Raw genomic sequence first — 12242 nt, 5'->3', positions numbered from 1 at the left:
TTTGTTGAATTGTTAGTTTGTGGAGGATATGATAAGCGGACTGGATTTTGTGTCCGTGCCTGATTCGCCGGCTTGCTGATCACGCATATCCTTTTCCACGATGGGAGCTATCTCACTATTCGCGCGGTATGGTGCATGGTATTACCCCTCACCGTTATCAATAAACCGTCTCGATACAGTTGATGTTGGCGCAGGAGGTTGTGATTATTAGGTTAGTGATCGGTATTGTATTCCTCATTTTGTTACTCCATGCCGTGATTGTGCTGTTTGTGATCGACTTGGCTAATCTGTTGGCAAGCTGTCGAGGTGATCGCAGTTGCGGTTTTGGGGTCAGGGCACATTGGTAGTGGTGCGCGTTGATAGCTTTATCCCATTGATGCTCTATCCTCCTGTTATGCAATGCGTGACGATTTATGAGGGGTACATGGGTTGGACGTGAAGCGCTTCCCTTTACCCTTGGCGGCGTGGAATAACTGCGGATGAGTATATCCTCATTTGATGTTTAGCGCTATTCCTTGGTAAGCTTATTATCGACCAGTAGGATAGTCTTTAAATATTGGCATGTTCGTCTACCAGTATTAGCGAGTCTTGATGAAATCGCTCTGAATTTTTTAAATAATTGATGTTGTTGATCGATTATTTGTTATTTAAGTGCGTGCACGCATGTTTTTTTTGCGGTTATTCTATGCTAAAGGTTATTTTGGACGATATAAACAGTTTATGTATCGTTTGATAATCCTGCTTATGCGTAATAATACTATACTGTATAGTGGAAAATCTTCTCTTTTTGATGACAATTCAATAAATGTTGTACGCTCTTGAATGAATACTTTGTGAGAGGAAACCGGACAACCCTTCGGTCTCGGCTCTGTGAACTGTATATCAACAGTTGCAATTGAAAAAGTTTTCATCGCTCGCGAATCTCGGGCAAACGATCTGTGCGAAGCACGTACTAGACTATGTTATACTGTGAGCAACTTGTAATAATAGCACGTCTGCACGGGCTGTTCTATTGGCGAGTGCTGTGAATCGACTTGTTGCCAAAATCTGCTTGATCGGCGAATTCTCCGTCGGTAAGACTAGTCTTGTTCGCCGCTTTGTTGAAGGTATCTTCGACGAGCGGTATCTCAGTACGCTTGGTGTTCAGATTAGTCGTCACACAATGCATGTTGATCAGACCGAGTTCAGCCTCTTGATCTGGGATACGGCCGGTGGTGAAGAACTTAATCAGATCGTGCAGAATTACTATCGCGGTGCCGCCGGCGCTTTGCTCGTCTGCGATGTGACTCGCCCAGAGACATTGCCGGCCCTGAATGCCTACGCTACCGCCTTCCATCAAGCCAGTCCGGCTACCCCGCTTGTGATTGCAGCCAACAAAGCCGACTTGGTTAACCAACGTCGCCTGAGCGATGATGAGATTAGCAGTGTCGCGGCTGTCCTGTCGGCTGATTGGCTCTGTACGAGTGCTCGTACCGGTGAGGGGGTCCAAGAGGCATTTCATATACTCGGACGCAGGATTAAACGGCAAAGGGAGCGTATATGATCAACGAAGCCAATGGTATCAACAATCCGGATGAAGCTGAAGAACTCGAACGGGTGCGGCAAATTATTCTGGGTACAGGAACACGCCAGCCCCGCCAGGCTGAAGTTGATCGTCTGCGCGACATCATCTTCGGACCGCAGATGGAGGAATACGCTCGTGCTTTCAGTGACATCCGCCGTCAGATTGAGCATCTGACCAATGACGTTCGTCAATTGCAAGACCGTCTGGCAGAAGTCGAGAAAGCAATGGTGCGTCGGTTTGATACTCTTGATAACGAGACGCGCCGTATCAACGACGAATTGCGTCGTGAGGTCGAACGAGCACGGGCACGCGAGGCGTTGTTGCAACAGGTGTCGGCCCAACTTCGCCAGCATGAGGCAGCTTTGAACGGATTGAGCGATGGGGTGAGCGAGTTGCGGCGGGTCCAGGGCCATCACGATCTCGAAATTCGGTCGGGCCGCGCCGGTTTGGCCGAGACACGCGATCTGCTCGAACAACGTACCCAGGCCCTGCGCCGTGAGATCCGCAGTGCCGAAGATGTGTTGCGCTCGGAGCTGCGCCGGATTGCTGACCGCCTCGATAATCAGAAGACCGATCGCAAAGCGTTGGCCAGCATGCTGATCGAGATCGCAACTCGGCTTGAGACCGGGAGCCCAATTGCCGGTTTGCTCGATGGTCTTTCCTCGGCGAAGGATGACTAAGACGCGATTATGGCTACCGATCCGCAGACGAGTCGGGAGATCGAAGAGCTGCGGCGTGTGCTGCTAAAGCCAGAGGCGCTGGTTGATAAAATCAGCCCCGTGATCGCCGATATTTTGGCCGAGCAGATCCATACGTCAAAAGACGATATTGCGCGGGCGTTGGCTCCGGCAATCGGTGAAGCAATCCGCCAGCAGGTGTATCAAGCGCGCGATGATATTATCGATGCACTCTATCCGGTGATCGGTGCCATGATCGCTCGGGCCGTCACCGAGGCCATTCGAGATTTGGCCGCGCAAATTGATGCGCGCATCCGTACTGGCCCACTCCTCTGGCTCGATCCCGGTTATTGGCAGGCACGGGCGCAAGGTGTCTCGGCTGGTGAATATGCCATGCGCAAGCAGTTGCCCTTTTCGGTGCAGGAGGTGTTTTTAATCCAACGCGATTCGGGTATTTTGCTTTGCCATGTCGCCGCACCCGGTATTCCAATCGTCGATCGTGATCTGGTCAGTGGTATGCTGACGGCGATCCGTGACTTTGCCCACGATGCCCTTGGTGAAGGTGATGAACTCGGTGCGATTAGCTATGAGTCGCGCCAGATTGTCATTGCGAGTGGGAGTGCAGTCTATCTTGCCGCTGTCATTACCGGCGTCGAACCTAGCGGGTTTCGTGAAACGTTGAGGCAAACTTTGGTTGCCATTCACGAGGGCCGTTACGACCGCTTACGGGAATTCGCCGGTGATGATGACCGGTTAGTTGCCGAAGTCGAGTCGGTTATTCGGGAACGTATTCCGTTGGCGAAGGTAGAGTTTGCTCCTACCAAACCATCTGCGTCGTTCTGGCAACGTGCAATTTGGGTGTTGTTGCTGCTGATCGTGCTTTCGCCGTTTTTCTTCTGCGGCTGGTGGGTACTGAGTGTTGAAGCGCGGATGGCCGCCTTGTTTGCGCCAACTGCCACGCCGACAGCAACAGCAACCCCGACGGCGACGCCGACTGCCACCCCGACGGCGACGCCGACTGCCACCCCGACGGCGACGCCGACTGCCACCCCGACGGCGACGCCGACGGTGACTCCAACGCCGACGATTACGCCAATCCCTTACGATGGCGTGATGACGGGAAATGTGTATCTGTATAGTTTCCCTGATGAGGCTAGTGAGCGTAGCCTAATTGTGGCGCCACGGAATGCGCCGGTTATTGTGTTGGCTCAGTATGGTGATTGGTATCAGGTGCGGGTCGATGTTCGGGTGGATCAGCAAGCCGTGCAGTTGATCGGATGGGTGCCTTCGCGTTGGGTTGGGTTGGTACGACCGATTCCACCGAATCTCGTGACACCCTTCCCAGTACCCTGATGGTGCGTCGTCGTTTCGTCTCCATGTTTATTTGAGGTACGATACCCTATGACGTTAACGGTTGAACAACGGGTGTTAATGGAAACCGGTAGTGCGTATTTGATCGTTGATCGCGATCTACGGATACACCGTGTCGGTGGTTTGCTGAGTGTGCTCGGTGACGATTCACCGATTGGTTTGTCTTTGACCGAGGTGATACCGGAGTTGTTCGGTAATGAATCGGCATTGGCTGACATCCTTAACGGTCAGCTTGACCGGTTAAGCCTCCCGTTGATCAACCGTTCGCTGCCTGATGGCTCGGTACGTTATCTCGATTTGCTGACGGTACCGCATACCGATGATAATGGTACTATTGTCGGGCTGATCCAAATCGTTGTCGATACGACGCACCGCAGCATAACGGAACAATTGCTCACGCAGCGCCGCAATGAGTTGCATTTGCTGAAAGATCGTATTCAGCGCCAGAATGTGGAGCTTGCGCGGATTAATGCTGGTTTGTTGCGTGTGACCAAACTAAAAGATGAGTTTCTCGCCAGTATGAGTCACGAAGTGCGTACACCACTGACCGCGATTCTGGGCTTGGTCGATGTGTTACGCGCGCAATTGGTCGGGCCGCTGAGTGAGGAACAGATGAATGCGATCAATGGGATTAAACAGGGTGGTCAACATTTACTGGCACTGATTAATGACTATCTCGACATTGCCAAGATTGAAGCCGGGCGCTTAGAACTCGATCTGACGCCGGTGTCTGTGCATGATATTTGTCAGTCGCTGCGCCCTATGATTGCCGATATGGCAAAACGCGCCGGTCTCCAGTTGGTCTACGATTTCGATCCCACGGTACAGGTTATGTTGGCCGACGCGCGCCGGTTGCGTCAAATTTTGATTAACCTCCTCTCAAATGCCATCAAGTTTACGCCGGCTGGAGGGAAGGTCGGGTTAGAAGTACGCGGTGATGCCGAACGCGGGGCCGTCCGCTTTACCGTGTGGGATACCGGGATAGGAATATCAGCTGAAGATGCAGCTCGTTTGTTTGAACCGTTTCAACAGATTGAGAGTGAACGCCAAAAAGAAGTAACCGGGAGTGGGCTTGGTCTGGTATTGGTAGCGAAATTGGCCCGCTTACACGGTGGGAGTGTGAGTTTGGAGAGTGAGGTGGGGGTCGGGAGCCGCTTCCACGTGGCGTTGCCGTGGGAACCCGATGAGCAACAACGGTTGTTAGCGTGGTTTTCGGAGGAACGACAGAAAGAGGCAGAGCTGCCTTTCGATGTGCCTCCTGCATCACCGTTGGCCGGTGATCGTCCTTTGCTGGTGGTTGAGGACGATCTGTCTACCGCCGCCCTCTTTTCCCAATACCTGACACATTGTGGCTATCGCGTGGTTCATGTCGAGTCGGGTGAAGAGGCGTTGGCGTATGTCCAAGGTGATATGCCTTGCCTTGTGCTGCTCGATGTACGCTTGCGGACAATGGACGGGATAGAGGTTATGCGTCATTTGCGCAACGATCCGATGACGCGCAACCTGCCGATTCTGGTATTGACGGCGTTGGCAATGCCGGGTGATCGTGAGCGTTGTCTGGCCGCTGGGGCTGACGATTATCTCGCCAAGCCGGTGCGGTTGCGCCAATTGGCCGAGCGGATTGCGCTGTTGCTCGAACAGAAGGCGTTGGCCGCGAGCTAACACCTACGTGACGAAAAGACCTCTCTGTTCGGTCGCCAATTCCAATTGACGAACGTGCCGATGGTGGGTGATTGGAAGTTCGGCCTGTACTTACCACCTATATGAACTGCAACCTCACCGTCGGGTTTGCCATCCCCACCAACTACCGATCCGATCGGCAATGTTGCTGTCGAACAGCCGATCAATTAAGGCTAGTGGCAATTTTGCTAACCGTGGTCGCCAACCCGCTAAGGTGAAGGCATACCCCGCATAACGCAGCGCCATCGGTGGTTGCCCCCTACGTGCTTCAAGATTGGCCATTGCGGCGTAGATGTTGGCAAGGACGGCTCGCCGTGCCGGACGTAGATGTGGGAGTGCAGCAAAGCTCTCCTCGGCGATCTGTAACCATTCGCGGTAGAAACCGGCAAACTGTGCAACTGTCTTTGAGGTAGTGTGTAAGCGATAGGTCGTAAGGATGGTATCGGTTGCGATGAATGGACCGTACCGTGCGATTTGCATCCAATATGCCGTATCGAGTGCGTAACGGAGCCGACAGTCGAGTGGACCGGCTCGTCCCACCGCTTCGCGACGCAGAAAGACCGTTGGTTGCATTGGGATGAGGAGACGTAACAGCGCGAGTGGATGGTAGGGGCGGGCAGCAATCATCCGCAGAACACGTCCCTGTTCGTCGGTATAGCTTGCGCCGGCATAGGCGGCAACTGCGTGTGGATGCGCGTGTAGCGCTGCAACTTGTGTCGCTACTGCATTTGGGTAGTAGGTATCGTCACTATTGAGCCACGCGACAATCGCACCACGTGCGCGCGCCCAGCCGCAATTGATCGCGTCGGCCTGGCCTTTATCTTCACCCACCACGATATGCAGGCGCTCGTCGTCGGCGAAGGTGCGCAGTACCGCCAGTGTCTCGTCAGTGCGTCCCCCGTCGATTACCCATACTTCGAGGTTAGGATAGCGCTGATCGAGGATGCTGCGCAGCGTTTCGCCGATAAACCGCCCCTGATTCGGCGATGGTACGACAATGCTAACCAGTGGTTGGGTCGGATCACGGATGACCGGTGGTGGGAGTGCAGTTGTCCGTTGCATATAGCCGACCCAGGCCGGATATTCCACGGCAAGTGGCACCATGCAATGAGCCACCTTTAATCCATCCGTCGTTCGCTGAAGTCACGACCATCGAACGACAGTAACCGACGCTTTTCTTCGATCACCGTCTCCAAATGCACCGGACGAGTCCAAATCTTGTAGAGGTTGCGCATGGTCTCACGCGCATAATCCATCTTGAGATCAACCCCTTCGTGACGGTGGCGCAAGTAGAGTTCGCCGCGGTTGCCGTAGTTTCCATCCTCAACCAAAATCACCGGCTGCCCGAAGTTCGTCAGGCGGAAGAGCAATTTCTCCTTCACTTCCTTGAATTCGCGTGACGCAATCTCGTACAGGTCGGTATCGCGATTGTAGCGGAAGGTGAAGAGCTTCTGCTCCATCACAAATTCCGGCGTGAGGAACTCATCAATAAACGTGACATCGTTGTAGAGCCGGCGTACCTCAAAGATCTTCTGGCGGCCAAGCCCTAGCTGCTTATCCCACGAGCGTTTGAGCGCGATGTCGTCGCACTCTTCGTACTCTTTGCCGAACTTCCCTTTATTCCAACGATCCTCAATGTCGCGCAGCAATTCTAACCCAAGCTTATAGGGGTTCAACCGACCACCGCTCGTGGCAACGACTCCGGAGTGCAGGTCGGCAAACGCAATAATCTCGGCTGCCGAAGCCACATGCCTGGTCATGATGGTGCTATGCCAGTAGCTGTTGTGATTGATGAAGCCCTGCGCCGCGTAGCGATGCGTTTCAGTAACTGAGATATCGTAGACATCAGTAGTGCCGTGTTCAATCGCAACGACGTCATCAGTCCATGCGACGGGCGTGGAAGGGACCAGCAGAGCGCGCTCAAGTGCAGCAGCATCAGCAATATACAAGCTGGCATCTCGTCGTGTCGCCAGTACACCCAGATTGAGGAGCAGCAACTGAACCGTTGCGGCAACGCTGTCGGTGGGGCAGGTGATCGTCATGCTGTTGTCGGCCAAGCGTGGAGCACCGACGCAGAAGGTACGCAAAAATGCGACCACCTGTGGTCGTGGTGAACGACAGATGGCAGCGAGCGCACGATGATCGGCACGGATTGCGCATGATCGACCGAGCTGAGCGGCTAGTGCCTCGTCGACCACCACCTCAGCAGTGCGTCGGTAGGAGCGGTGATGCGAGGGAACTGGCTGTGTCACGGTGTTAGCCGGCACGTAGGCCAACACCCGCTTGAGTTTTGGTCGGCGGCGCAGCGTAGCCGGCGTCGTCGCCCACAGCTCGGCGCCACCGGCGATTCTCACCTGATCACCGCAGTGCAATTCATCGAGTCGACGCCATTCACCGTTGGCAAGTAGGATACGATGATTATGTGAACCGGTCAGCGTCAAACCGGTACGGGTACGGATCGTAACTGTCGGATAGGCCGTAAAAACATTCCAGTCGTAAACCGTCTGCTGGCGCTGACCATCGCTCACACGCGCCGTGAGGCGTTGCGTGACTACGTCGCGGATCGGGATCAGGCCACGGTCAGTCACTATCAGACTATCGCCATGAAGGCAAGCCCACCCCTCATTGAGGATTTTGGTCATACCTTGTGGGGCAAAATAATACGCCTCATCGCGGATAATTTCGAGAACAGTATGTTGCCAGTTCTCAAGCGGGGCAAAATTCATGAGGAAGAGCAGTACATCGCGCTGGGGGTTTTCAGGGAACCGGCGCTGACGAGCGCGTTCCTCTTCAAGTTTACGGCGTTGGACTTCGAGAAACTCCGGTGGATTGATATAATCGCGCATATACTCACGCTCTACCGGCAAACCCTCAACCACCGGTGGTTCCTCATCGTTAATCAGCGGGCGTGGGGTGACGGCTTCAGGCCGACGGATATACGGTGCGTGGTAATCGATCAGGTTTTCCAACGACAAGCACGTATCGATAAACTCCTCAACCTGATCGTAGCCGATTCGGTCAATAATTCGCTGGATCCGGGCAGCGTGGTTTGCCATCGTATCGAGCATCTTACGGTTGGTATGGGCAAACCACATATTGTTCTTGAAGAAATCGACGTGACCGGTGACATGAGCCATCACCATTTTCTGGGTCACATCTTCATTCCCTTCCAGCAGATAGGCATACGCCGGGTTATTGTTAATCACCATCTCGTAGATGGTGCTGCCCGCCCAAATATGGCCCTTCAGCAATTGGTCATACTCCATACCAAAGCGCCAGTGTGGGTAGCGCGTCGGGAAGCCGCCGAATGCCGCCGTCTCATAGAGCGTGCGGTAATCGAGCACTTCGTAAATAATCGGAAAGAAATCGAGGCCATAGGAGCGGGCGATCTGCTCGATTTCCTGACGCGCCTGTTCGAGATGAGCGGGAAGGCGGGTACTCTTCATAGACACACCATCAAAACCTGGAATTAGCGACCTTTGCCGAGAAAGGCGCGGATCGCGTCGTAAATATCATCACGATCGGCAATCTCAGCAATAACGATCCGGTCATCACCGCGCAGATACTCTTCCAGATCGTGCGCAAAGCGGCCCGAACCGTAAAGTGAGCGAACCTGACCGTAGCAGAACAGGTTGACCTTGAGTAACAACTCACGCTTGAGCAGCTCGACACATTCACGTGTATCGCCGCCGCCCCAGTTATCACCGTCGGAGAAGTGGAACGGATAGATATTCCATTCGCTCGCCGGGTAGCGCTCGTCGATCATCCGATTACAGAGTTTATACGCCGACGAAATCTTGGTACCGCCACCTTCGCGAATGTGGTAAAAAGTCTGTTGATCGACCTCTTTGGCGGCTGCATCATGCACGATATAGCGAATCTCTATGGACTTATACTGCGAGCGCAACCAAGTCTCGATCCAGAACGCGGTCATGCGCACCAGCTCTTTCTGCTCGGATCCCATTGAACCCGACACATCCATCATATAGATAATGACGGCGTTACTTTCGGGCATGAGGGTTTCTTTCCACGAGCGATAGCGCATATCCTCGGGGATAGGGACGACGAGCGGATTATTTATATCATACTCACCAGAGGCGATCTGGCGTCGAAGGGCCTCTCGGTAGGTGCGCTTGAAATGACGCAAGGAGTTCGGACCGGTACGGCGAATACCGCTATACTTATCCTTCTCGCTGATCAGATTCTTCTTCCCTTTTGGCTGAATATTGGGGAGTTGCAGCTCTTCACCGAGAATCTGAGCCAATTCTTCGATGGTAATATCAACTTCGAGAATATGTTGACCGGGTTCGGCGCCGGCCTGCCCTGCACCTTGTTGGCCGTCACCTTGCGCGATCGGATCACCGACATCGCCATCACCCTGCCCAACACCACCGGCTTGTTTGGCGCCGTAGCGGAATTGGGGAATATCGATCTGCGGCATGGGAATACTGACGTAGCGTTGTCCTTGTCGCCCGATCAGTTCTCCCTGCGACATATATTTGCGCAGATCTTTTTTAATCCGCCCGCGTACAATTTCGCGGAAGCGGCTCAGATCGCGTTCAGCGCGTTTCATTGACATCGACATAGGCGTACCCATCTGGTAAACGAGGGAAGGATGGTCTTATCCTGTCATCTTCCCTCACCATGCGACTGCGATGGCGGAACGACATAAGCGTACCCACAGCTCTCAACGGGTACGGGTTGGGGCGGCTATTAGAGCCGCCCCGGTGACGCTCTTTCATCGTAGACGCGAGCAATCTCATTTGTCACGTGCCGACTCTAGCGGCGTGTATCACCGCGGGCAAAGATCGACGCCACGTAATTCAGAACATCGGTCGCCGACTGCTCGTTGTAGCCGAAGTCACGGATCAACCGGGCCTTGACGACATCGATCTTCTCTTGGGTATCTTTATCGATCACTCGTGAGACGAGCGAGGTGAGCTTGATACTATCCTTCTGATCCTCGAACAGTTTTAGCTCAAGGGCCTTATGGAGTCGCTCGTTGGTACGGTAATCGAACGTCTTCCCCTCGATAGCTAGCGCCCCGATGTAGTTCATAATCTCACGACGGAAGTCATCCTTACGCGACTCGGGGATATCGATCTTCTCCTCAATGCTGCGCATCAGGCGTTCATCCGGCTCTTCGTACTGACCGGTATAGCGGTTGCGAACCTTTTCGCGCTGGGTGTAGGCTTTGATGTTATCGATATAGTTTGCGCACAGCCGCTTGATCGCCTCTTCATCAGCCGAGATAGCGCGTTGGACTTCATTCTTCACGATCTCAGTATACTCCTCGCGCACGACGGCCAGCAGGTCGCGGTAGCGTTTGCGCTGCTCTTCGTCGGTAATCAGGGCATGGTTCTTGAGGCCGCTCTCGAGTTCGTTCAGCACCATGAAGGGGTTGATGTAACCCTCTTCCTGATTGCTGACCAGCGCATTCGAGATCTTGTCTTGGATGTAGCGCGGCGAAATGCCCTCCATACCTTCGCGCACCGCCTCTTTGCGCAGCTCCTTGATGTTGTCCTCAGTAAAGCCGGGCAACGTCTTCCCGTTGTAGAGCTTAAGCTTTTGTAGCAGGGTTAGGTTCGGCTTCTTCGGTTCTTCGAGGCGGGTGAGCACCGCCCACATGGCGGCCATCTCGAGCGTATGCGGCGCGATATGGACACGCACCTTCTTCTTATTGAAGTCGCGCTCGTAGATCCGTACCTCATCGCGCAAGCGGGTGACGTAGGGAATATCGATGCGCACCGTGCGGTCTTTCAGCGCCTCCATAAACTCGTTATTTTCGAGACGGCGATATTCCGGCTCGTTGGTATGGCCGATGATCACCTCATCAATGTCGGTTTGCGCAAACTTCTTCGACTTGATACGATGTTCTTGTGACGCACCGAGCAGATCATAGAGGAAGGCGACATCGAGCTTGAGCATCTCGACAAACTCGATGATGCCACGATTGGCGATATTAAACTCGCCGTCGAAGTTAAAAGCACGCGGATCAGAGTCCGATCCGTAGATCGCAATCTTACGGTAATTGATGTCACCAGTTAGTTCAGTGCTATCTTGATTCTTCTCGTCTTTGGGCTGGAAGGTGCCAATCCCGATCCGATCTTGCTCACTAAAGACAAGACGCCGCACACGAATATGGTTCATGACCTTAAGCCAATCACCATCGTAGCGCTGCATCAATTCGCGGAAGTGGAAGCGGCAGACCGGACACAGATCACCCTCGACCCGGATATGGCGATCGGGATCAAGGTTTTCGTTAATCCGCTCGATGAACGGCGCACGCAACTCACGCGGAATGAGGTGCAGCGGTTCTTCGTGCATTGGGCACTTTTCCCATTCCGACTCGGGGACCTGTTGCCAATCGAAGGTGTCATGGTTTTCGATGACACCGGTGTACCAGTCGTAGGTGTACAGTGCGCCTTCTTCGGTGCGGGAATAGTGCTCGAGACCACGTTTCAGTCGGCGCACGATGGTCGATTTCGACGAACCGACCGGCCCGTGCAAGAGCAGCACCCGCTTTTCGGTGCCATAGCCGCGTGCCGCTCCTTTGAAGAAGTTAACCAGCCGCATGAGCGGGATTTCGAGGCCGAAGATGGCATCATCGCCGTCGAAGGACTCGTCGGAGAAGAACTTGTAGCGAATGAGTCGCTTCTTGGCGTCGATAAATTCCTCGGTGCCATACGACATAATCATGTCGTAGACCCGCTGAAAGGCGTTACGGGCAACTTGTGGCTTGCGGACGACAATGTCGAGATACTCGGCAAAGGTCCCGCGCCAGTTAAGCTGTTGAAATTGGCGGCGATCCTGCTGCTCGCCGATCATCTTCATCAGCTCGAAACCGGATAAAGTCATGCTCATACATCCTCCTGCTGAGGGGTATTCTCACCGACGATCCGGTGAGGTGTGTGATGGGGCGCGGATGAGCATCAACATCGGGGGTGATG

The 12242-nt window shown here is 53.9% G+C and carries 9 protein-coding genes; 5 read left to right on the top strand and 4 right to left on the bottom strand.

The window, feature by feature from the left end; translation table 11 throughout:
• Positions 1-200 precede the first annotated feature (200 nt).
• From ACP5OT_RS00305 to ACP5OT_RS00285, 5 genes are all read left to right on the top strand, one after another.
• A complete protein-coding gene (locus ACP5OT_RS00305) occupies positions 201-347 on the top strand; it encodes a hypothetical protein (protein ID WP_424676766.1) in 147 nt (48 codons plus the stop codon).
• A gap of 677 nt (positions 348-1024) precedes the next feature.
• Positions 1025-1543, top strand: a complete 519-nt coding sequence (locus tag ACP5OT_RS00300) for a Rab family GTPase (RefSeq protein WP_424676767.1) — start codon at positions 1025-1027, stop codon at positions 1541-1543.
• Positions 1540-2244 (top strand): hypothetical protein, encoded by a 705-nt coding sequence (locus ACP5OT_RS00295; protein WP_424676768.1) that lies wholly within the window; start codon positions 1540-1542, stop codon positions 2242-2244. Before ACP5OT_RS00300 ends, ACP5OT_RS00295 begins: the two co-directional genes overlap by 4 nt.
• Positions 2245-2253: 9 nt before the next feature.
• Positions 2254-3594 carry an SH3 domain-containing protein gene (locus ACP5OT_RS00290; RefSeq protein WP_428131027.1) on the top strand — a complete coding sequence of 447 codons (1341 nt, stop codon included), beginning with the start codon at positions 2254-2256 and terminating at the stop codon, positions 3592-3594.
• A gap of 48 nt (positions 3595-3642) precedes the next feature.
• Positions 3643-5274, top strand: coding sequence for an ATP-binding response regulator (locus tag ACP5OT_RS00285; RefSeq protein WP_424675431.1), 1632 nt, complete (start codon positions 3643-3645; stop codon positions 5272-5274).
• 114 nt (positions 5275-5388) lie between these two features.
• Here the strand turns inward: ACP5OT_RS00285 and ACP5OT_RS00280 are convergent, their stop codons facing one another.
• From ACP5OT_RS00280 to ACP5OT_RS00265, 4 genes are all read right to left on the bottom strand, one after another.
• The gene (locus ACP5OT_RS00280) at positions 5389-6396 is read right to left on the bottom strand and encodes a glycosyltransferase family 2 protein (RefSeq protein ID WP_424675430.1); all 1008 of its coding nucleotides are present in this window, start codon (positions 6394-6396) and stop codon (positions 5389-5391) included.
• A gap of 14 nt (positions 6397-6410) precedes the next feature.
• On the bottom strand, positions 6411-8738 hold the full coding sequence (locus ACP5OT_RS00275; RefSeq protein ID WP_428112678.1) for a SpoVR family protein: 2328 nt from the start codon (positions 8736-8738) through the stop codon (positions 6411-6413).
• Positions 8739-8761: 23 nt separating this feature from the next.
• Entirely contained in the window at positions 8762-9871 is a 1110-nt protein-coding gene (locus tag ACP5OT_RS00270; protein ID WP_424675435.1) for a DUF444 family protein, read from the bottom strand.
• Positions 9872-10071: 200 nt separating this feature from the next.
• A complete protein-coding gene (locus ACP5OT_RS00265; RefSeq protein WP_424675434.1) occupies positions 10072-12150 on the bottom strand; it encodes a PrkA family serine protein kinase in 2079 nt (692 codons plus the stop codon).
• Between the last annotated feature and the right edge of the window lie 92 nt (positions 12151-12242).

The organism is Chloroflexus sp., from assembly GCF_049970315.1.
Taxonomy (GTDB): domain Bacteria; phylum Chloroflexota; class Chloroflexia; order Chloroflexales; family Chloroflexaceae; genus Chloroflexus.
This window is presented reverse-complemented; position numbering and strand designations above follow the sequence as displayed.

What these genes read in the sequence shown, in the direction of transcription:
- ACP5OT_RS00270 (WP_424675435.1), bottom strand. Translation starts at nt 9,871, where the DNA reads ATGTCAATGAAACGCGCTGAACGCGATCTGAGCCGCTTCCGCGAAATT.
- ACP5OT_RS00265 (WP_424675434.1), bottom strand. Translation starts at nt 12,150, where the DNA reads ATGACTTTATCCGGTTTCGAGCTGATGAAGATGATCGGCGAGCAGCAG.
- ACP5OT_RS00280 (WP_424675430.1), bottom strand. Translation starts at nt 6,396, where the DNA reads ATGGTGCCACTTGCCGTGGAATATCCGGCCTGGGTCGGCTATATGCAA.
- ACP5OT_RS00295 (WP_424676768.1), top strand. Translation starts at nt 1,540, where the DNA reads ATGATCAACGAAGCCAATGGTATCAACAATCCGGATGAAGCTGAAGAA.
- ACP5OT_RS00285 (WP_424675431.1), top strand. Translation starts at nt 3,643, where the DNA reads ATGACGTTAACGGTTGAACAACGGGTGTTAATGGAAACCGGTAGTGCG.
- ACP5OT_RS00290 (WP_428131027.1), top strand. Translation starts at nt 2,254, where the DNA reads ATGGCTACCGATCCGCAGACGAGTCGGGAGATCGAAGAGCTGCGGCGT.
- ACP5OT_RS00275 (WP_428112678.1), bottom strand. Translation starts at nt 8,738, where the DNA reads ATGAAGAGTACCCGCCTTCCCGCTCATCTCGAACAGGCGCGTCAGGAA.